Annotated in this window: 15 protein-coding genes; 6 read left to right on the top strand and 9 right to left on the bottom strand. The window is 62.0% G+C overall.

Annotation, left to right across the window (positions count from 1 at the left end; genetic code table 11):
• Window positions 1-2: 2 nt before the first annotated feature.
• Window positions 3-425: a thioredoxin TrxC gene (gene trxC / locus BLQ55_RS07035; protein ID WP_092253096.1), complete on the bottom strand. Its 423-nt coding sequence runs from the start codon at window positions 423-425 to the stop codon at window positions 3-5.
• A 174-nt stretch (window positions 426-599) separates the two neighbouring features.
• Window positions 600-1226: an isochorismate family cysteine hydrolase YcaC gene (gene ycaC / locus BLQ55_RS07030; protein WP_092253094.1), complete on the bottom strand. Its 627-nt coding sequence runs from the start codon at window positions 1224-1226 to the stop codon at window positions 600-602.
• Between the two features lie 207 nt (window positions 1227-1433).
• On the opposite strand from ycaC, the gene BLQ55_RS07025 reads away from it, so the two are divergent.
• The 4 genes from BLQ55_RS07025 (at window position 1434) to BLQ55_RS07010 (ending at window position 3743) form a co-directional block, all read left to right on the top strand.
• Window positions 1434-2339: a LysR family transcriptional regulator gene (locus BLQ55_RS07025; protein ID WP_218130103.1), complete on the top strand. Its 906-nt coding sequence runs from the start codon at window positions 1434-1436 to the stop codon at window positions 2337-2339.
• A gap of 266 nt (window positions 2340-2605) precedes the next feature.
• Complete coding sequence (locus BLQ55_RS07020) at window positions 2606-2884, top strand: hypothetical protein (RefSeq protein ID WP_092253092.1); 279 nt, start codon at window positions 2606-2608, stop codon at window positions 2882-2884.
• A gap of 164 nt (window positions 2885-3048) precedes the next feature.
• Window positions 3049-3345 (top strand): type II toxin-antitoxin system HigB family toxin, encoded by a 297-nt coding sequence (locus BLQ55_RS07015; protein WP_092253090.1) that lies wholly within the window; start codon window positions 3049-3051, stop codon window positions 3343-3345.
• The gene (locus BLQ55_RS07010) at window positions 3342-3743 is read left to right on the top strand and encodes a helix-turn-helix domain-containing protein (protein WP_092253088.1); all 402 of its coding nucleotides are present in this window, start codon (window positions 3342-3344) and stop codon (window positions 3741-3743) included. The genes BLQ55_RS07015 and BLQ55_RS07010 overlap by 4 nt, the downstream gene beginning before the upstream one ends.
• 193 nt (window positions 3744-3936) lie before the next feature.
• Here the strand turns inward: BLQ55_RS07010 and BLQ55_RS07005 are convergent, their stop codons facing one another.
• The 5 genes from BLQ55_RS07005 to BLQ55_RS06985 form a co-directional block, all read right to left on the bottom strand.
• Window positions 3937-4287, bottom strand: coding sequence for a DUF6124 family protein (locus BLQ55_RS07005; protein ID WP_092253086.1), 351 nt, complete (start codon window positions 4285-4287; stop codon window positions 3937-3939).
• A 563-nt stretch (window positions 4288-4850) separates the two neighbouring features.
• A complete protein-coding gene (gene selO / locus BLQ55_RS07000; RefSeq protein ID WP_092203451.1) occupies window positions 4851-6314 on the bottom strand; it encodes a protein adenylyltransferase SelO in 1464 nt (487 codons plus the stop codon).
• Window positions 6315-6351: 37 nt separating this feature from the next.
• Window positions 6352-9714, bottom strand: a complete 3363-nt coding sequence (mscK, locus tag BLQ55_RS06995; RefSeq protein WP_092253084.1) for a mechanosensitive channel MscK — start codon at window positions 9712-9714, stop codon at window positions 6352-6354.
• A gap of 34 nt (window positions 9715-9748) precedes the next feature.
• On the bottom strand, window positions 9749-11491 hold the full coding sequence (locus BLQ55_RS06990) for a potassium/proton antiporter (RefSeq protein WP_092203455.1): 1743 nt from the start codon (window positions 11489-11491) through the stop codon (window positions 9749-9751).
• Window positions 11492-11802: 311 nt separating this feature from the next.
• Window positions 11803-13428, bottom strand: a complete 1626-nt coding sequence (locus tag BLQ55_RS06985; protein WP_092253082.1) for a methyl-accepting chemotaxis protein — start codon at window positions 13426-13428, stop codon at window positions 11803-11805.
• A gap of 256 nt (window positions 13429-13684) precedes the next feature.
• Here BLQ55_RS06985 and BLQ55_RS06980 point away from each other — a divergent pair, with 256 nt between their 5' ends.
• Together BLQ55_RS06980 and BLQ55_RS06975 are read left to right on the top strand one after the other, a co-directional pair.
• Window positions 13685-13915, top strand: a complete 231-nt coding sequence (locus BLQ55_RS06980) for a hypothetical protein (protein ID WP_053117769.1) — start codon at window positions 13685-13687, stop codon at window positions 13913-13915.
• Window positions 13912-14214, top strand: a complete 303-nt coding sequence (locus tag BLQ55_RS06975; RefSeq protein WP_060739489.1) for a cell division protein ZapA — start codon at window positions 13912-13914, stop codon at window positions 14212-14214. The genes BLQ55_RS06980 and BLQ55_RS06975 overlap by 4 nt, the downstream gene beginning before the upstream one ends.
• 218 nt (window positions 14215-14432) lie before the next feature.
• On the opposite strand, the gene BLQ55_RS06970 is transcribed toward BLQ55_RS06975, so the two are convergent.
• Window positions 14433-16235 (bottom strand): acyl-CoA dehydrogenase, encoded by a 1803-nt coding sequence (locus BLQ55_RS06970; RefSeq protein ID WP_092253080.1) that lies wholly within the window; start codon window positions 16233-16235, stop codon window positions 14433-14435.
• Between the two features lie 249 nt (window positions 16236-16484).
• Entirely contained in the window at window positions 16485-20438 is a 3954-nt protein-coding gene (putA, locus tag BLQ55_RS06965; protein ID WP_092203461.1) for a trifunctional transcriptional regulator/proline dehydrogenase/L-glutamate gamma-semialdehyde dehydrogenase, read from the bottom strand.
• Between the last annotated feature and the right edge of the window lie 260 nt (window positions 20439-20698).

Genomic DNA, 20698 nt, shown 5'->3' with positions numbered 1-20698 from the left:
CATCAAATCCCCTGGCTGCGCAACCAGCTCATCAATTGCGGCAACGGCAATGCTCCGCTCTGACGCGCCACTTCCCGGCCTTCCTTGAACAGAATCAGACTGGGAATCGAGCGGATCCCCAACTGTGCCGACAGTTGCTGGTTGGCCTCGCTGTCGAGCTTGGCCAAGCGGCATTTGCCCGTCAGTTGCGCGGCGGCCTGTTCGAACACCAGGGCGAAGGATTTGCACGGTCCGCACCAATCGGCCCAGACGTCCACCAACAACGGCAGGTCGCCCTTGATCTGGCTGGCGTAGTCGCCTTGCTTGAGTTCGAACGGTTTGCTCAATAACACCTGGGCCTTGCAGCGCCCGCACTTGGGCTGGTCGCCCAGGCGCTCGGCGGGTATGCGGTTGAGCCCGTTGCAATGGGGGCAGGGGATCAGCATCAGGTCGGTCTCCCGGAAAAATCATTGGCACAGATTGAACACTATACATAAACCACCACAAAACCCTGTGGGAGCGAGCTTGCTCGCGATGGCGGTTTATCAGTCAATACTGCATCGACTGTCAGACCGCTATCGCGAGCAAGCTCGCTCCCACAGGGTACATCGGTGAGGCTGTTACTTGGCGTTGGTCAACGTGTTGTAGCTGGTCATCAGGTTGCGGTAGTCCGGGATGTGGTTGGAGAACAAGGTCGCCAGACCTTCCACGTCGTTGCGCCAGTCGCGGTGCAGTTCACAGGCCAGGCCGAACCAGGTCATCAGTTGCGCACCGGAGGACGACATGCGGTCCCAGGCCGATTGACGGGTCAGTTCGTTGAACGTGCCGGAGGCATCGGTGACCACGAACACGTCGAAACCTTCGGCCAGGGCCGACAGGGCCGGGAAGGCTACGCAGACTTCGGTGACCACGCCGGCGATGATCAGTTGCTTCTTGCCGGTGGCCTTGATCGCCTTGACGAAATCGTCGTTGTCCCAGGCGTTGATCTGGCCAGGGCGAGCGATGTACGGCGCGTCCGGGAACAGCGTCTTGAGTTCTGGCATCAACGGGCCGTTGGGGCCGGTTTCGAAGCTGGTGGTGAGGATGGTCGGCAGTTGGAAGTACTTCGCCAGGTCGGCCAGGGCCAGCACGTTGTTCTTGAAGCGGTCCGGGTCGATGTCGCGGACCAGGGACAGCAGGCCGGCTTGGTGATCGACCAGCAGAACGGCGGCGTTATCTTTGTCGAGACGGTTGTAGGAAGTGGTCATGGCGTAGCCCTCATTAAGTTTTGTTTGCCGAAGGTTTCGGCGTGGTCAAGGTTTTTAATGTCGGTGTAGCGATTGATCAGTGACTCATCCGGTCGAAGCGCTCCGGCGTCAATCCGTGTTGCGTTTCGATGGGTGTAGATTAAAACTGGCACCTTTGATGCGCTAGACTGCAAAAATTCGCCTTAGCGTTCTATTTGGAGAACGATCATCGAAGACCTCAATACGCTGTACTACTTCACCCAAGTCGTGGAACACCGTGGCTTCGCCGCTGCCGGCCGGGCGCTGGACATGCCCAAGTCGAAGCTCAGCCGACGTATCGCCCAGTTGGAAGATCGGCTTGGGGTGCGCTTGCTCCATCGCACCAGCCGCCACTGCACGCTGACGGAGATCGGCCAGGCCTACTACCAGCGCTGCCTGGCGATGCGGGTCGAGGCCGAGAGCGCGGCGGAAGTGATCGAGCGCAACCGTTCCGAGCCCCAGGGGCTGGTGCGTATCAGTTGCCCGACGGCGCTGCTCAATAGTTGGGTCGGGCCGATGCTGACCCGCTACATGCTCAAGTATCCCCGGGTGGAGTTGTTCATCGAGAGCACCAACCGCCGGGTCGATCTGATCCATGAAGGGTTCGACATCGCCTTGCGGGTGCGCTTTCCGCCGCTGGAAAACACCGACATGGTCATGAAGGTGCTGAGCAACAGCACCCAATGCCTGGTGGGCAGCCCGGCTTACCTTGAGCGCTTGTCTTCACCCGCTTCGCCGGCGGACCTCAACGGCCTGCCGAGCGTGCATTGGGGTGGGGCGCAGCGGGAATACCAGTGGGAATTGTTCGGCCCGGACGGCAGCCGCGCATTGATCCGCCATGAACCGCGCATGGTCACCGACGACCTGCTGGCCCTGCGGCACGCCGTGCTGGCCGGTATCGGCGTCGCCCATTTGCCCACCGTGGTGGTACGTGAAGACATCGCGGCTGGCCGGCTGGTGGAACTGGTGCCGGGCTGGACGCCCAAGTGCGGGATCGTCCATGCAATCTTCGCCTCACGACGCGGGTTGCTGCCGTCGGTGCGTACGCTGATCGATTTTCTGGCCGAGGAATTCAGTCACAGCGACATGGCATAGGGCCGGGCCCGTTGGTTTATGCGAGTCAGTTAAGCCTCAAGCCCGTGGGAGCAAAGCTTGCTCGCGATTGGGGTGAGCAGTCGACTACGCCATTGACGGGGCTGCCGCCATCGCGAGCAAGCTTCGCTCCCACAGGTTTTGTGTCGTTTGATCCTTAACTGACCGGCATTAGCCACCCAGGCTGCCATTCATCAGGTGCGTTGCACTCAACGCCCAACAGGCCCTCAAAAAAATCACAACGTACTTGTTCGCAACCCGGAGGTCCCATGAGCAATCCTCAAGACCCAGACACCCCACAGGCCGTGGACAACCCCAATGACGACGGCTTCGTCCTCGGCACCGCCGGCCGCGACGAAGATCCCAACGCCGCCCCGGCCTACGCCATCGACCGCCGCCACGACCGGGACGAGCTGACCCCCGAAGACGCCTGCGGCATGCCCGGCTATCCCGAGGAAAAACCAGCGGCCAAACCCAAGGAGAAGGGGGTTGAAGAGGCAGAGCCGGGGATCGAGACGCCTGAGCAGGGGAACGATAAGGTGGGGTGAGCAGGACTCATATCTGCTCACATTTCTTACCGAGACCTAAATCTTTTGGGACTAGTCTGGAAACCAGCAAGAGCTAACCATTTGTCTAACTGGCGCTATCGCAATTTGCGATGCGCCAGATTTGTGTTTAACTTCCCCATAGCAAAATGCGATAAGGACGTTGCATGCATGTGATCACTGAGAAACGCATTTGGGAGGCCAAGGAGAAATGGCCACATTCAGCGAATGCGTTGGATCAAAGGTATCGGCTGATCAAGCGCAATAGCCCGGCTGATTTCGCGGCGATGAAATCCATATTTCCGGCAACCGATAAGGTCGGTCCGCTGCATGTGTTTGACATCGGTGGAAACAAGTTGCGGCTGATTGCGGTGATTCGATACCGAGCACAGCGTCTGTATATCAAATGCGTGCTTGACCATCGGGAATACGACAGAGGCAAGTGGAAGGAGGAAAAGGGATGAGTGCACTGATCGAACAAGTCGCCGCCCATTGGGAGTTTGTGTCGCCCCTGCTGCGTAAGCCCAGGAGCGAAGAGGATTACGACCGATTGGCGAGTGCTCTTGATGAGCTGTTGGCGTTGGTGGGCGAAGACGAAACCCATCCTCTCATGAGCCTGGTGGATATTATCGGCGAATGGATCGAGGCATGGGACCAGCAGCACCGGCCAATGCCCAAGGCGAGCGGTGTCGAGGCGCTGCGTTACCTGATGCGTGAACATGGCATGAGCCAGAGCGACTTGCCGGGCGTTGGTACCCAGTCGGTGGTATCGGAGGTATTGAGTGGTAAGCGTCAGCTCAATTTGAGGCAGATCCGCTGGTTGGCCGAGCGCTTCGGTGTATCGGTGGAAACTTTCATTTGATGGATAGACACGCTCATCGTGGCGAGGGAGCTTGCTCCCGCTTGGTTTTGTAGGAGCTGCCGAAGGCTGCGATCTTTTGATCTTTCGCTTGAGACTCCAGTGTCTGGGAAAGATCGCAGCCTCGTTGCACTCGACAGCTCCTACATAGCTGCTACGGCCAAGCGGGAGTAAGCTCTATGCCGCCGGGGATGCGCTATGTCGACTGGCGTGGTTCGACATTGTCCAGTGCGCGGTTCGCCAGTAAGCCGCTCAGTTCGATCAACTGCTGAATGCCCATGGCTACGTGCCGCCTGGAGCCTTTCAGGTCGAATGCCAGGTCGCTGACCATGGCATTGGCCGAAGCCAGGGTTTCGCTGAGGTTGGCCAGCAGGGATTCGGTGTCGGCGCCATTGACGACGGTGAACAGTTGGCCTGGATCGGCCTCGGGCTTGTTGGGTTTGGGCTTGAGGTAGTGGTCGAGGATGCGGTCGGCGGCTTTGTCGAATGCTTTTGAGTGTGTATTGGTTGGGTCGGGATCGGGTGGGTTGGGGGTTGCTTTGAACATGGCGAATCTCCGTGATTGGTTGAGCCACCACGACCTATCGCTAAACAAGTAAAGGTGGCGGCTGTACGCAGGTTAGCGATCCGGGTCACAGAAACCCCGGGTAGACCAGAAGGTCTCCCACGCACAGCCACCATTAAGCGAGTTGCAGATGTAAAAGACTGCAATCGAGACTGGGCATTGTTGCGTCTGTGTTGAGTCGGATCGCTAAACCCGATCGCTGATTTTCAGCGACGGGGAAACGATAAAGCCCGACTCCAAGGCACACAAGCCGGCGGATTCTGGCGTAGTTGTAGGCAACGGCGCAAGGCGGCGTAGCCTGCTCCTGAATGGTCCTACATCGAAATAAACATGGTGCTTGCAAGGCGCTTGTGGCGAGGGGATTTATCCCCGCTCGGCTGCGCAGCAGTCGTAACCCGGCTGACGCGGTTCATCTGTTGCACCGCGTTGTCTGTCTTGGGGCTGCTGCGCAGCCCAGCGGGGATAAATCCCCTCGCCACAGGGTTAACCATGCCCCCGAACAGTTATGTGTTGGGCGGGAAGGTGATTTCAGCCGTGGCGCCGCGTTACGACGAGCAGCTGATTTCCAGGTGCTTGCCCCACTCCGGCGGACGTTGCGCGTAGCTGTCCATGCCCGGTTGCTCTTCGAACGGCTTGCTCAGCACGGTGTGCAGACGGCGGACTTCTTCGTAGTCGCCTGATTCGGCGGCGTCGATGGCTTTCTGTGCCAGGTAGTTGCGCAGCACGTACAGCGGGTTGACGGCGTGCATGCGCGCGCGGCGTTGGTCTTGATCGACGGGGCCTTCGCGATTGACGCGGGCAACATACAATTCGCCCCAGGCGTCGAAGCCCTTGAGGTCGACGAAGTCATCGCGCAGGGTGGTCACGGCTTGCTCGGGCGCCTGGTCGCCCAGTCGGCGGAAGAACAGGCTGTAGTCGACGCCGCTGTTCTGCATCAATTGCAGCAAGCGCTCCACCAGTTTCTGGTCGTCTTCTTCGGCGCGGGTCAGGCCGAGGCGGCGGCGCATCAGGTCCAGGTAATGGGCCTGGTACAGCGGCAAGTACAGCCCGAGGGTCTCGCGCAGGGCATCGACGCTGATGAAGGGTGTCAGGGCCTGGGCCAGGGCGCTGAGGTTCCATTGGCCGATGGGCACCTGGTTGCTGAAGGAATAGCGCCCCTGATCATCGGAGTGGTTGCAGATGAAGTTGGCATCGAAGTCGTCGAGGAAGGCGAACGGTCCGAAGTCGAAGGTGATGCCCAGGATCGACATGTTGTCGGTGTTCATCACGCCATGGCAGAAACCGTAGGCCTGCCATTTGGCAATCAGCTCGGCGTTGCGCTCGACGATTTCGCGGAACATCGCCAGGTACGGCTCCGGCTGCTCGCGGCACTCGGCAAAATGCAGGTTCAACACGTGCTCGGCCAGGGCCGCCTGCAGTTCGGGTTTCTTGGTGTAGTAGAAGTATTCGAAATGCCCGAAGCGCACATGGCTGGGGGCCAGGCGCAGCACCATGGCGGCGCGCTCCTGCTTTTCCCGCCACACCGGGGTGTCCGAGCCGATCACGCACAAGGCCCGGGTGGTGGGAATGCCGAGGGCGTGCAGGGCTTCGGAGGCGAGGAATTCGCGGATCGAGGAGCGCAGCACCGCGCGCCCGTCGCCCATCCGTGAGAACGGCGTCTGGCCGGCACCCTTGAGGTGCAGGTCCCAGTGCTCGCCAGCCTCGTTGTACACCTCGCCCAGCAGCAATCCTCGACCGTCGCCCAGTTGTGGGTTGTAGTGACCGAACTGATGCCCGGAATACACCATCGCCCGTGGCTCGGTTTCGGCCCAGAGCTTGTGGCCGCCAAAGATCTCGGCGAATAGTGGTGCCTGGGCTTGCGCCGGGTCCAGGTCCAGCAACGCCATGGCCGCCGGGCTGGCGACCACCAGCCTTGGGTTGTCGATGGGCTCGGGCAGCACGTGGGTCGAGAAACCGTCGCCCAGGCGGGCGAAGCGGTTATCGAAGGTCAGGGTTTCCAGCGTTTTCATGGCCGTCTCCGGCGGGACGCCCGCAGGCAACCCGCGATCAGTCGAGTGTGCCTTGCGGCGGCTCAGGCACCGGCTTGATGCTGGCGACAGCCGACGGCACGGGCGTGATGGTCTTTTTGTCGGGCTCGGCAGGCACCAATTTGTATTCCTGGCCTTGCATGTTCTTCAGATAGATTTCCATCTGCCGGAAGGAGATGTTGATGTGCTCCTTCTTGAATTCCCGATTGATGAAGCGGTTGATTTCGTCCAGCACCGGGTTACGGTCACCGAGGTCGCGTACGTGCATGCGCAACTCGTGGTCCAGGGTGCTTTCACCGAAGTTCAGGAAGTACACGATCGGTTCCGGTTCCTTCAGCACCCGTGGGTTCTCGCGGGCCGCTTTGAGCAGCAACTCACGCACCCGGTCCAGGTCCGAGCCATAGTCCACGCCCAGTTTAAGGGTTACCCGGGTGACGGTGTCGGTCAGCGACCAGTTGATCAGTTGCCCGGTGATGAACGTCTTGTTCGGGACAATGATGTCCTTGCGGTCGAAGTCGGTGATGGTGGTCGCGCGAATGCGGATCTTGCTCACCGTGCCCGACAGATTGCCGATAGTGATGGTGTCGCCGATGCGCACCGGGCGCTCGAACAGGATCATGATCCCGGAGATGAAGTTGGCGAAGATCTCCTGCATGCCGAAGCCCAGGCCCACCGACAGCGCGGCCACCAGCCATTGCAGTTTGTCCCAGCTCACGCCCAGGGTGGACAGGGTGGTGACGAAACCGACGCCGGCGATCACATAGGACAGCAGCGTGGTGGTGGCATAGGCACTGCCCTGGGCCAGGTTCAGCTTCGACAGCACGAACACTTCCAGCAGGCCTGGCAGGTTTCGCGCCAGGGCGAAGGTGATGCCGATGATGATCAGCGCCCCGAGCATGTCGCCGATGCTGATGGGCACCATGCTCATGTTGGCGCCGGTGCCGCTGGTGTATTCGTAGAGGGTGATGTTGTCCAGGTACGAGAACACGCTGATCAGGTCCGACCAGACCCAATACAGCGCGGCGATGAAACCACCCAGCAGGGCCAGGCGGATCAGGCGCAGGGACTGTTCGTTGACCTTCTCGATGTCCAGCGTCGGCTCCTCGACCACCGCTTCGCCATCGCCGGCTTCCTTGGCCGCCTGGCGCTTGGCCAGGGCGCGCTGGTAGGCCAGGCGCCGTGCCGCCACCGACAGGCCGCGGACGAAGGTCGCCTCGATCACCAGCCAGAACATCAGCAGGTACAGGGTATTGATCAAGCGGTCGCTGAGTTTCAGCGCGGTGTAGTAGTAGCCAAAGCACACCGCCACGAACAGCGCGATTGGCAGCGCGGTGAACAGCACCCCGACGGCCTTGCGGAACAGCGAAGTGTTCCTGTGCGTCGGGCTGCTGAGCAACAGGCGGCTGAGCAACCACGCCATCAGCGCGTAGCAGGTCAGCACCACCGGCATGCCGAGTACGTCATCGGCCAGGGTCGCGGGTTGCAACTCGGCCACGGCCACCACGGCCACCAACGCCAGCACCACCAGCCCGAGCCGGCGGATCCAGCCTTGGAGGAATTCGACCTGGGGTTTCTCCCAGCGGAAATGCAACTCGGCCACGCCGCCCGGCGACAACACTCGATAGGCGGTGTAGAACACCAGCCAGGCCTGGCCGATCTGCAGCAACGCCGCGCCGAGGTTGGCGTTCTGACCGCGGGCGTCGATCTGCAAGGCATAGCCGCAGAGGGTCAGCGCCAGGGCCACCGGCATGGCCAGCAGGATATTGATCAGGATCGCCTGGGGTGTGTGCCACTGGCTGTCGCGCTTGAAGTGGCCAACGTCTTGGTGAACCTTGTTCAGACGAGCATAGAGATGCTTGCGTCGCCACAACAGCGCACCGATCAGCAGCGCCAGGGGCAGGAACAGCAGCGGTCGCTGGGTCAGGCCATCGGCCAGCTCGCTCAGGCTGGAGGCCCAGGGCAACGAGTCGATCTGTTTTTCCAGGCGCGTCGGTACGGCACGCATCCATTCGAAATCCAGCGGTTTATTGCTGGGAATCCAGAACATCTGCTCTTCGAGGGTCGCCCGCAGGTTCTGGGCGGTGCTGAGCAGTTGTTTCTGGTTGAGCTGCAAGGTGATCGATTCGTTGAGCACTGCGCTCAACTCACGGTTCAACCGTTCCAGCAGGTCGACACGGGTCAGGGCCAGTTCCAGCAAGGCCTTGCGCAGTTGCGGGGTGACTTGTTCCGAAGGCTGGGAGGCCAGCAGGCTGTCGACGTAGGCGCTGGGGTTGTTCAGTAGCTCACGTTGCTGGCTGACTTCGAACTGGTACAGGCGGATGTCGGCGATCTGGTCGGCCAGGTTCTGGTCGAGCTTGAGGCGCGGCAAGGTCTGGCGCTGCTTGTAGAGAATCTTGGAGAGCAGCAGGCTGCCCTTGAGCACGCTGATCTGCTCGTCCAGGGCCGCGTCGGTCTGGGTCACGCTGTCCAGCAGTTGCTTGGTCTGCAGGTTCTGCTGGGTGACCTCGTTGAGGCGGTCGGTGCTTTTGAGCAGGTAGTCGGAGAGCTTCAGGTTGGCCGCGCTTTCGGTCGCCAGCAAGCTGCTGCCACCGGCCTTCTGGGCTTCGATGGATTGCTGGGTCACCGTCTCCTGGGATTGGGCCAGGCGCTTCTGGTTGATCAGGTTCTGCAGGTCCTGGATTTCCTGCTCCATGCGGGCGATTTTTTCCATCAGCAGATCGTGCTGGCCGTTGCCCAGGTCCTGCAGTTGGCTGTTGCCGGCCAGTTCCTGGCGGCGCAGTGGGATCAGTGCATTGAGCGCCGCCAACTCGGCGTTGAGCTGGTCGCGTTGCTCGCCGCTCAGGGTCTTGCCGGCGTCGCGGCCGGCCTTGAGGATGGCATTGATCTGCTGGATGCGGGTCTGGCTGCTGGAAATTTCCGCCTGGGCCCGTTCGGGACGGGTCTGGGCGGTGATGACCAGGCTATTGGCATCGGCCAGGGCTTTTTGCAGATCACCCTGCTGGGTGGAGCGATCCGTGAGCATTTGCTCGAGCTGGGGAATCGGCAGGTTGGCGTAGCGCTGCGCCACCGGCACCACCGTGGTGCCCTTGAGCCGCGCCAGTTCGCGCTGGTTCTCGATGTTCTGCTTGGGCGCAGTGGCCAGTTGCTGCTTGAGCGCCTGCAGCTTCTGTTCGTAGTCGGCCTTGTTGTTGAGCTGGGTCAGCGTGCTCTGCAAGACGGCCTGCAGGGCTTTCTGGTCGGCTTCCGGCAGTTTGCGGTCGGCGATCTTGTCCAGGCTGGCCTGCACCGAAGCGCTGGTGGGAAGATCAGCGGCTTGCAGCGTGCAGATGGAGAGACTCAGGCCCAGCAGGGCGGTGGCGAAAAAGGAGCGCAGGGTAGGCATAGAGACCGGTCAAGCAAATGAGAGTGGGAGCAGTTTAGAGGAACAAGCCGGGACCCGGGCGACTTCCTTCGGGGAATCTGACGCCCACTTTGCCGATCTTGTTCCCGTCCATGGCCGCAACGGTCCACAGGGTGTTGTTCCAGTCCACCTGGTCGCCGACCACTGGCGCGCCGCCCACTTTCTGGGCGATGAAGCGGCCCAGGGACATGTCCGGATCGATGCCGTCCAGCTTCAACCCGTACAGCGCGGCAACCGCGGCCAGCTGGGCGTCTCCTTCGAGTACGAAGTCGCCGAAGAAGCGCAGATCCAGGCCCCGTTGCGGCGCCTGGCTGAACAGTTTTCCAAGGGCCGGCAAATCGTGTTCGTGGCCGATAACACACAGCAAATCATCGACTTCCAACACCGTACTACCCGACGGATGGAGCAGTTGCTGGCCACGAAACAGGGCGGCGATGCGGGTGCCTTCGGGCATTTTCAGGTCCCGCAGGGGCGAGCCGATGCACCACTTTTCCGCGCCCAGGCGATAAATGAACAGCTCCCACTCGCTGGTGACGTGCACTTCCAGTGCGGCCCGAGAAATCGGCAGCGGTTCGGGCGGGACGGTCACGTGCAGCAACTTGGCGACCCACGGCAGGCTCGTGCCCTGCACCAGCAGCGAGACCAGCACGATAAAGAACGCCAGGTTGAAGTAGAGCTGGGCGTGGGGCAGGCCGGCCATCAACGGGAACACGGCCAGGATGATCGGCACCGCGCCGCGCAGGCCGACCCAGGAAATGAAGGCTTTCTCGCGACCATGGAACGCCTTGAACGGCAGCAGGCCCACCATGACCGACAGCGGACGGGCAAACAGGATCATCCACAGCGCCAGGCCCAGGGCCGGCAGGGCGATCGGCAGCAGGTCGTGGGGCGTGACCAGCAGCCCCAGCACCAGGAACATGCCGATCTGGGCCAGCCAGGCCATACCATCGAGCATGTGCAGGATGCCGTGGCGGCTGCGCACCGGGCGGTTGCCGATCACCAGGCCGCACAGGTACACCGCCAGGAAACCGCTGCCGTGCAGGGCGTTGGTCAGGGCGAACACGGCCAGGCCGCCACTGATGACGAGGATCGGGTAGAGACCGTTGGCCAGATTGATGCGATTGACCAGCTGCAGCATCAGCCAGCCACCGCCCAGGCCGAGTACCGAGCCGATGCCGAACTCACGCACCAGGTGCCCGAGCAGGCTCCAGTGCAGGCCGGTTTCGCCACTGGCAAGCATGCCGATCAGGGTGACGGTGAGGAACACCGCCATGGGGTCGTTGCTGCCGGACTCGATCTCGAGGGTGGCGCTGACCCGCTCGTTCAGGCCCTTGCCGCCCAGCAGCGAGAACACCGCCGCGGCATCGGTCGAGCCGACGATGGCGCCGATCAGCAGGCCCTGGATCAGGTTCAGGTTGAACAGCCAGGCCGCCGCCAATCCGGTCAGCCCGGTGGTGATCAACACACCGACCGTGGCCAGCGACAACGCCGGCCACAGCGCCACGCGGAAACTCGAGACTCGCGTGCGCAAGCCGCCGTCCAGCAGGATGACGGCCAAGGCGAGGTTGCCGACCAGATAAGCCGTGGCGTAGTTATCGAAAAGAATACCGGCGCCGTCGACACCGGCCACCATGCCCACTGCCAGGATGATCACCAGGATCGGGATGCCCAGGCGGGACGAAAGAGAACTGACCAGGATGCTCGCACCTACCAGCAACGCGCCGATCAAGAACAGGCTGTTGATGGTCGCTGCAGTCAAAGGCGTTACTCCGGGAAAACTGAGGGGCGGGCACAGACTGACCATGCAGTCTGCGTGCCAGCGATTCTAACCTGTTGAAATGTGATGCTGTCAAAAAAGGTTTGGGATTGGCGGGGCTGAACAAGCCCCTGTGCTATTGATTCACAGCAATGGATTGGACATGGCCCTTGTGGCGAGGGGATTTATCCCCGTCCGAGTGCGAGGCGCTCGCCTTCTGGTTGCATGGCAGCACAGTTGGGGGCTGCTTCGCAGCCCAGCGGGGATAAATCCCCTCGCCACAGCAAGCTCTCGCCACAAAGGCGGGTTGAGCCTTAAAGGCTGAACCGCCCGACCATGCTGTTCAGGTCCACGGCCAGGCGCGACAGTTCGGCGCTGGCGGCGCTGGTCTGGTTGGCGCCGGTGGCCGATTGCACCGACAGGTCGCGGATGTTCACCAGGTTGCGGTCCACTTCACGGGCCACCTGGGCCTGTTCCTCGGCGGCGCTGGCGATCACCAGGTTGCGTTCGTTGATCTCGACGATGGCCGTGTTGATGGTGTCCAGGGACAGGCCGGCGCCACGGGCGATGTTCAGGGTCGACTCGGCGCGCTCGGTGCTGTTGCGCATCGAGTCCACGGCGTGTTCGGTGCCGCTCTGGATGCTGCCGATCATGCGTTCGATCTCGCTGGTCGACTGCTGGGTACGGTGGGCCAGGGCGCGGACCTCGTCGGCCACCACGGCAAAACCACGGCCGGCCTCACCGGCACGGGCGGCTTCGATGGCGGCATTCAGGGCCAGCAGGTTGGTCTGGTCGGCCAGGCCGCGGATCACGTCCAGCACTTTGCCGATATCGCGGGACTCATCGGCCAGGTTACCGATCAGCGTGGCGGTGCTTTGTACGTCGGCACTCATGCGTTCGATGGCACCGACGGTTTCCTGCACCAGGTCGCGGCCGTCGCCAGCGGATGTGGTGGCGTGTTTCGACGCTTCCGACGTGCTGACCGCATTGCGTGCGACCTCTTCCACGGCGCTGGTCATTTCGTTGACCGCTGTCGCGGCCTGTTCGATTTCGTTGTTCTGCTGGGTCAGGCCCCGGGCGCTTTCGTCAGTGACGGCGTTGAGCTCTTCGGCCGCCGACGCCAGCTGTGTGGCCGAACCGGAGATCCGTTGCAAGGTATCGCGCAGTTTTTCCTGCATGGTCGACATCGCCCGCAGCAGGCGACCGGCTTCGTCGCTGCCATCAACGGTGATCGGCCGGGTCAGGTTGCCCTTGGCGATCTCTTCGGCGGCATCCAACGCGTTGGCGATCGGCTTGGTGATGCTGTTGGTCAGCAGCCAGGCGAACAGCAGGGTCAGGCCGGTGGCGATGACCAGCAGGGTGACCACCCAGTTGAAAGCGCCTGAATATTGTTGCGCCGCGCCCTTATTGAGCGCCTCGGCTTGCAGGTTGTTGATCTCCACCAAGTGGTCGATTGCGGCATTGATGGCATCTGAATTGCTCAGCAGTTCAGTGTTGAGCAACGTGCGCAGTTCATCGACCTGATTATTTCGCGACAGGGTTTTCATGCGCTCTTCGAGCTGACGGTACTGCCCGAGCAGTTGCACGAGTTGGTCGTAGGCGGCCCGTTCGTCCGAAGCGCTGATGAGCTTTTCGTAGGTGGTCTGGGCCGCGCGGATCTGCTGGCTGCGTTGTTCGACCAGATCGTAGGTTTTCTGTTGGATGTCCGGCTCGCGGTTGACCAGTAAGCGATAGGACAAGACGCGCAGGCGCAGGGTGAGCTGGGTGAACTCATTCAAGGCCTTGATGCTGGGTACGCTGTTCTGGGCGATGCTTTCGCCGGACGTGCGGATTTTGCTCATCTGGGTCAGGGCAAACACGCCAAGGGCCAGCATCAGGGCGCCGATCAGGGCAAACCCCAGGAACGCCCGCGGCGCGATGTTCATATTACGTAGGGACATGGAGAGTACCGAGAGAGGCGCGTCCGTGCGGGACTGTGGCTGGTGTTAACTGACTTATCGGTCATACGACTGAAGTCTTGAACGGGATCCTTGCTTTTGCCGCAGAACCACCCTGGAATGCGACGAAGGGTAGGAACCAGACTGCCCCTTCACAGTCTTTACCACTCGCCAGCGAAGCACCGCCGCTGGTAAAGCGTGGCATCGGCGGTGACTTTTCTTTATCGTACGCGCCCCTTGGAAAAGCCTGGAAATCAATATGTTGGAAACATCCCTCAGCCAACTGGAGCAACTGGTCAACGACCTGGTGCAACAGAACCTGCACCTCACCGGCCTGAACGAAACCCTGAGCGCCGAACTTGCCAGGGCCAAGGATGAAAACGAAAGCCTGCAACTGAGCCTGATGGAACAGGAAGAACTGCACGGCGCCACCGCCGCGCGTATCCAGGCCCTGATCGAGCGCGCCAGCGCCGGCCCTGTCAGCGCATGAAGCACGGCGCCGATGGGGTGACGGTCATCTCGATCCTGGGAGAAGACTATTCAATCAAAGCGCCGGCCGGGCAGGAACAGGCCCTGTTGGACGCCGCTTCGATGCTCAAGGCCGCACTGGCCGACACGAAAAGGAAATACCCGACGCTGATCGGCGATCGCCTGCTGGTACTGGCGGCCATGAACCTGTGTTCGCAACAGATCGAAATGCAGAAGAGCCATCAGGCGGAACTCGACCGTTACCAAGAGCAAGTCAGCGCCACGGTCGAGGTGATTGCCAAGACGATCCAGCAGGCCTGAAACCGTTAACGAATGTTGACTGTGGGGCTTGTGTGGGAGCGAGCTTGCTCGCGATGGCGTCAGCACAGCTGCCTGTGTGTTGGCTGAAACACCGCTATCGCGAGCAAGCTCGCTCCCACAGTGGATCGGTGGTGAACGCAGATGTCGTGTTCACTTGGAACCCCCTGTGGGAGCGAGCCTGCTCGCGATTGGATTTCAGCGGCGCCGCAAGAATTGGATCAGAACCACTCATCCCGCATCTCCAGGCACGTATCATCCCGCGCCTCGAGAATCGCCAGCTCATGGTGACACCCCGGCACTTCCCAGGTCAGGAAGTAGCGCGCCGCTTGCAGCTTGCCTTTATAGAAGTCGCTGCCTGCGGCATTGCCCCTGGCCAGGCCTTCCTCGGCACGAATCGCCTGTTCCAGCCAGCGCCAGCCGATCACCATGTGGCCAAACACCTTCAGGTATAGCGCCGAGTTGGCGAGACTGCTGTTGACCTTGCCCTGGGCCAGGTCCGTCAGCAGGCCCAGGGTGACGGTTTGCAGGCGCGCCACCAACGCTTCCAGCGGCTGGCGTAATGGCGTCAATGATGGGTGCGCCTGGGCTCGTTCAGTGGTGTCGGCCACCAGGCGGATCAACTGCTTGAGCCCGGCGCCGCCGTTCTGCGCCAGCTTTCGCCCCAGCAGGTCCAGGGACTGGATGCCATGGGTGCCTTCATGGATCGGGTTCAGGCGGTTGTCGCGATAATACTGTTCCACCGGGTATTCGCGGGTGTAGCCGTGACCGCCCAGGATCTGGATCGCCAGTTCGTTGGCTTTCAGGCAGAACTCCGAGGGCCAGGATTTGACGATGGGGGTCAGCAGGTCCAGCAGTTCATGGGCGCGCCGACGCTCGGCTTCGCTGTCCAGGGTGGTGGTGTCGTCGAACAGCCGCGCTGCGTACAAGCCCAGGTCAAACGAACCCTCGACGTAGGCTTTTTGGGTCAACAGCATGCGGCGCACGTCGGCGTGCTGGATGATCGCCACCGGGGCGGTGGTCGGGTCCTTGCTGTCGGGCAGCCGGCCCTGCGGACGTTCGCGGGCGTATTCAAGGGAATACAGGTAGCCGGCGTAACCCAGCATCACCGCACCCATGCCGACGCCGATACGCGCCTCGTTCATCATCTGGAACATATAGCTCAGGCCGTGATGCGGCTTGCCCACGAGGTAACCGACGCATTCGCCGTTGTCACCGAAGTTCAACGCGGTCGACGTGGTGCCGCGCCAGCCCATCTTGTGGAACAGCCCGGCCAGCAGCACGTCGTTACGCGGGCCGAGGCTGCCATCGTCGTTGACCAGGAACTTGGGCACGATAAACAGCGAAATGCCCTTCACGCCCGGCGGCGCGTCCGGCAATTTTGCCAGGACCATGTGCACGATGTTTTCCGACAGCGGATGATCGCCACCGGAGATGAAGATCTTGTTGCCCTTGAGTCGATAGGTGCCATCGGACGCAGGCTCTGCTCGTGTACGAATATCCGACAGCGAAGAACCTGCATGGGGCTCGGTCAGGGCCATGGTGCCGAAGAAGCGGCCGTCGATCATCGGTTGCAGGAAGCGTTGCTTCTGCTCATCGCTGCCGAAGCTTTCGATCAGGTTCGCCGCGCCCATGGTCAGGAACGGGTAAGAGGTCGATGCGGCATTGGCCGACTGGAAGTGTGCGAAGCAAGCCTGGGACAGCAGCGTCGGCAACTGCATGCCTCCGGCGTCGAAGCTGCGCGCGGCATTGAGAAAACCGGCCTCCAGAAAGGCATCCACCGCCGGCTTTACCTCGGGAATCAGGATCGCCTGGCCGTTCTCGTAGCGTGGTTCGTTTTCATCGTTCTTGCGGTTGTGGGGCGCGAAGAATTTTTCGGCGATGCTGCGGGCCGTGCCGAGGGCTGCGTCGAAGGTTTCGCGATTGTGTTCAGCAAACCGCTCGCGCTGGGTCAGGCCCTCGGCATCGAGGACTTCGTACAGCTCGAAAGCCAGATTGCGGGAACTGAGCAACGTCTCGGACATGGCGGCCTACCTTTTTTTGGAATGGGCCGAGTCTAGGCGTGCTGATAAAGGCTGAACAGGATGATTGATGACAGTGATGCAGAGGTGAGGGTGACACTAATCAAAATGTGGGAGCGAGCTTGCTCGCGATAGCAGTGTCCCAGTCGACAACATTTCTTCTGACTGAAGCACCGCTATCGCGAGCAAGCTCGCTCCCACAGGGTTTTTGTTGACCAGGCACCCCTTGCAGGTGCCTGGTCAACAGCGGGTTTAGCCAATAGTCATCAGGCTGGCGTTACCCCCCGCCGCAGCGGTGTTGACGCTCAAGGCCCGTTCGATCACCAGACGCTCCAACGCAATGTTGGTCTCGCCCTGGGACAAACCATGCACCCCGACGATGGCGCCGGCACGCTTGGCCACCTGCTGGCAAACGTCGCGCAGTTGGTCCGAATCGCCGTGGTGCAGGACCGCGTCGAACAGCACATCGTCCTTGGTCCAGTCGGCAACCCGCTGGATGCGTGCCTGAATCTCTTTCGGCAAGCGGGCGAACAAGGCCTTGCTGGTGTCGGTTTCCGGCCACACGGCCGAGCCGCCCACGGCCAGTACGGCCGCCAGTTGCGTCAGCAGGTCGCCTTCCACATCGGCCAGGCACAGCACGTGCTCGCGCGGCAGGATGGCGTAGCTGTTGCGTTCGCCGGTCGGGCCGGTCAACTGGCGGGTGATGCCGCTTTGCGATTGGGCCGCGAACTGCACGCACAGGGCGCTCAGTTCGGCGAGCTTCTGGCTGTCGGCCCAGGCTTGCAGGGCGGTCAGCGGTTTGCTCATGGCATCGCGCAAGCGCAGGTCCGGCGCAACCAAGGCGTCGCCGCGCACGAAGGACTGTTGGATCGCATCGGTAGGACGAGTCGACAGCAGGCGGTACAGATACAGCGGGCCACCGGCCTTGGGACCGGTGCCCGACAGCCCTTCGCCACCAAACGGCTGTACACCGACCACGGCGCCGACAATGTTGCGGTTGACGTAGACGTTACCGGCATGGACGTTGTCGATGACCTTGGCGATGGTCTCGTCGATGCGTGTGTGCACGCCCAGGGTCAGGCCGTAGCCGGAGGCGTTGATCTGGTCGATCAACTGACCCAGTTCCTTGCGCTTGTAGCGCACCACGTGCAGCACCGGGCCGAAGATCTCCCGCTGCAGCTCGTCGAAGCTTTCCAGCTCGATCAGGGTCGGCATCACGAAGGTGCCGCGCTTGCACTCGTCGCTGTCGGCGATCGCCATCTGGTAGACGATACGACCTTTATCGCGCATGGCCTGGATGTGTTTCTCGATGCCAGCCTTGGCTTCGGCATCGATCACCGGGCCGATGTCCACCGACAGGCGCTCCGGGTTGCCGAGGCGCGATTCGGCCATGGCGCCCTTGAGCATTTCGATGACGCGGTCGGCGGAATCTTCCTGCAGGCACAGGACCCGCAGGGCCGAGCAACGCTGGCCGGCACTGTCGAAGGCCGAGGACACGACGTCGATGACCACTTGCTCGGTCAGGGCCGAGGAGTCGACGATCATGGCGTTCTGGCCGCCGGTCTCGGCGATCAGCGGGATCGGCCGGCCCTGGTTGTCCAGGCGTCCGGCGATGTTGCGTTGCAGCAGGCGGGCGACTTCAGTGGAGCCGGTGAACATCACGCCTTTGACCCGCTCGTCACCCACCAGGCGGGCGCCGACGGTTTCGCCGCGACCCGGCAGCAGTTGCAGGACGCCTTCCGGAATGCCGGCTTCGAGCATCAGGCGCACCGCCTGGGCCGCCACCAGCGGCGTCTGCTCGGCGGGCTTGGCCAGAACCGGGTTGCCGGCGGCCAGTGCGGCGGCGACCTGGCCGCTGAAAATCGCCAGCGGGAAGTTCCACGGGCTGATGCAGACCACCGGGCCCAGAGGGCGGTGGGCGTCGTTGGTGAAATCGTTGCGCGCCTGCACCGCGTAGTAGCGCAGGAAGTCCACGGCTTCACGCACTTCGGCGATGGCGTTGGCGAAGGTCTTGCCGGCTTCGCGAGCCAGCAGGCCCATCAGGGGCTGGATCTCGCCTTCCATCAGGTCGGCGGCACGCTCGAGGATCGCGGCGCGTTCGGCTGGTGGCGTGGCCTGCCAGATCGGTGCGGCGTTGAGGGCGCACTGGATGGCGTTGTCGACGTCGGCAACCGTCGCTTCCTGCACATGGCCGACCACATCGCGGTGATCGGACGGGTTCAGCACCGCTGCCGGGGTTTCTTCGCTGGCGGCGCAACCGAGCATCGGCGCGGCTTTCCAGTCGTTATGGGCGGTGGCCAGCAGGGCGCAGGACAGCGACGCCAGGCGATGCTCGTTGGCCAGGTCGATGCCGCTGGAGTTGGCGCGGTCGCTGCCGTACAGGTCGCGCGGCAGCGGAATACGCGGGTGCGGCAGGCCGAAACCGCCTTCCAGGGTTGCCATCTGCTCGATGCTGGCCACTGGATCGGCCACCAGTTCCTGGATGGAAATCGACTGGTCGGCGATGCGGTTGACGAACGAGGTGTTCGCGCCGTTTTCCAGCAAGCGACGTACGAGGTAGGCCAGCAGTGTTTCGTGGGTGCCGACCGGGGCGTACACACGGCACGGACGGTTCAGCTTACCTTCGGAGACCTTGCCTACAACTTGTTCGTACAGCGGTTCACCCATGCCGTGCAGGCACTGGAATTCGTACTGGCCCGGGTAATAGTTTTGACCGGCGATGTGGTAAATGGCCGACAGGGTATGGGCGTTGTGCGTGGCGAATTGCGGGTAGATGACTTCCGGCACCGACAGCAGCTTGCGCGCGCAGGCGATATAGGACACGTCGGTGTACACCTTGCGGGTGTAGACCGGATAACCTTCCAGGCCTTCGACCTGGGCGCGCTTGATCTCGCTGTCCCAGTACGCGCCTTTTACCAGGCGGATCATCAGGCGGTGGCGGCTGCGCCGGGCCAGGTCGATGACGTAGTCGATCACATACGGGCAACGCTTCTGGTAGGCCTGGATCACGAAGCCGATGCCGTTCCAGCCGGTCAACTGCGGCTCGAAGCACAGGCGCTCCAGCAGGTCCAGGGACAGTTCGAGGCGGTCGGCTTCCTCGGCGTCGATGTTCAGGCCGATGTCGTATTGCTTGGCCAGCAGGGTCAGCGACAGCAGGCGCGGGTACAGCTCGTCCATGACGCGCTCGTACTGGGCGCGGCTGTAGCGCGGATGCAGGGCCGAGAGCTTGATGGAAATGCCCGGGCCTTCATAAATCCCACGGCCATGGGATGCTTTGCCGATCGAGTGAATGGCTTGTTCATACGAGGCCAGGTACTTCTGGGCGTCATGTTCGGTGAGCGCGGCTTCACCCAGCATGTCGTAGGAATAGCGGAAACCCTTGGCTTCGAACTTGCTGGCGTTGGCCAGGGCCTCGGCGATGGTTTCGCCGGTGACGAACTGTTCGCCCATCAGGCGCATGGCCATGTCGACGCCCTTGCGGATCATCGGCTCGCCGCTCTTGCCGATGATGCGGCTCAGGGAGGAGGTCAGGCCCGTTTCGTTATGGGTGGCGACCAGCTTGCCGGTCAGCAACAGGCCCCAAGTGGCGGCATTGACGAACAGCGACGGGCTGTTGCCCAGGTGCGGCTGCCAGTTGCCGGTGCTGATCTTGTCGCGGATCAGCGCATCGCGAGTGCCTTTGTCCGGGATGCGCAGCAGCGCCTCGGCCAGGCACATCAGGGCTACGCCTTCCTGGGACGACAGGGAAAATTCCTGCAGTAAGCCCTGAACGATACCGGCACGGCCGCCGGCACTTTTCTGGTTACGCAGTTTTTCCGCAATCGACGCCGCCAGCTTGTTGGTGGCTTCGGCCACTTCCACCGGCAGGCGGGCCTGCTCGATCAGCATCGGCACCACTTCCGGCTCAGGACGACGGTAAGCGGCGGTAATGGAGGCGCGCAGGACCGATTGCGGCAGGATGCTCTCGGCAAACTCGAGGAAGCACTGGTGAGCGTGGTCGACCTGTACGTCGCCGGCATCATCGCTGTCGGCGCGGGGTGAACCGTTCAGCTCGGTCAGGGTTGCACCACCCTCGAGTTTTTCCAGGTAATTGAAAATTGCCTGCTTGATCAGCCAGTGCGGCGTGCGATCGATCGAGGTTGCGGCCGCCTTGAGGCGTTCGCGGGTCGGGTCATCGAGTTTGACCCCAAGGGTGGTGGTAGCCATATTTTTATCCTCATGTTTACCACGTATGGCGTGGCATCAGCTGGCGGCAAGATTAGCTGTGCGATGATTGAGGTGCAACCGGGTGCAACCCTTTTTTTCTTGAAAGGACAGGCAGCTCATCCGGAAGCCAGGACGACCCCGTCAATCCTGCACCGGCTTAGTGCTTTGGCTTCTAGCGATGCACTGCGGACTGCACTAAAAGGGAGCAAAAAACGGCGATTTTGCGATAAAACCGATCAGGTGCAACTTATTCGAGCGAA

Origin of the sequence: Pseudomonas sp. NFACC13-1 (assembly GCF_900104425.1) — a bacterium.
Taxonomy (GTDB): Bacteria; Pseudomonadota; Gammaproteobacteria; order Pseudomonadales; family Pseudomonadaceae; genus Aquipseudomonas; species Aquipseudomonas fluorescens_AA.
Note: the sequence above shows the minus strand (reverse complement) of the source record. Positions and strands in the feature narration are given on the sequence as shown.

What these genes read in the sequence shown, in the direction of transcription:
- trxC (WP_092253096.1), bottom strand. Translation starts at nt 425, where the DNA reads ATGCTGATCCCCTGCCCCCATTGCAACGGGCTCAACCGCATACCCGCC.
- ycaC (WP_092253094.1), bottom strand. Translation starts at nt 1,226, where the DNA reads ATGACCACTTCCTACAACCGTCTCGACAAAGATAACGCCGCCGTTCTG.
- BLQ55_RS07020 (WP_092253092.1), top strand. Translation starts at nt 2,606, where the DNA reads ATGAGCAATCCTCAAGACCCAGACACCCCACAGGCCGTGGACAACCCC.
- BLQ55_RS07015 (WP_092253090.1), top strand. Translation starts at nt 3,049, where the DNA reads ATGCATGTGATCACTGAGAAACGCATTTGGGAGGCCAAGGAGAAATGG.
- BLQ55_RS07010 (WP_092253088.1), top strand. Translation starts at nt 3,342, where the DNA reads ATGAGTGCACTGATCGAACAAGTCGCCGCCCATTGGGAGTTTGTGTCG.
- BLQ55_RS07005 (WP_092253086.1), bottom strand. Translation starts at nt 4,287, where the DNA reads ATGTTCAAAGCAACCCCCAACCCACCCGATCCCGACCCAACCAATACA.
- selO (WP_092203451.1), bottom strand. Translation starts at nt 6,314, where the DNA reads ATGAAAACGCTGGAAACCCTGACCTTCGATAACCGCTTCGCCCGCCTG.
- mscK (WP_092253084.1), bottom strand. Translation starts at nt 9,714, where the DNA reads ATGCCTACCCTGCGCTCCTTTTTCGCCACCGCCCTGCTGGGCCTGAGT.
- BLQ55_RS06985 (WP_092253082.1), bottom strand. Translation starts at nt 13,428, where the DNA reads ATGTCCCTACGTAATATGAACATCGCGCCGCGGGCGTTCCTGGGGTTT.
- BLQ55_RS06980 (WP_053117769.1), top strand. Translation starts at nt 13,685, where the DNA reads ATGTTGGAAACATCCCTCAGCCAACTGGAGCAACTGGTCAACGACCTG.
- BLQ55_RS06975 (WP_060739489.1), top strand. Translation starts at nt 13,912, where the DNA reads ATGAAGCACGGCGCCGATGGGGTGACGGTCATCTCGATCCTGGGAGAA.
- BLQ55_RS06970 (WP_092253080.1), bottom strand. Translation starts at nt 16,235, where the DNA reads ATGTCCGAGACGTTGCTCAGTTCCCGCAATCTGGCTTTCGAGCTGTAC.
- putA (WP_092203461.1), bottom strand. Translation starts at nt 20,438, where the DNA reads ATGGCTACCACCACCCTTGGGGTCAAACTCGATGACCCGACCCGCGAA.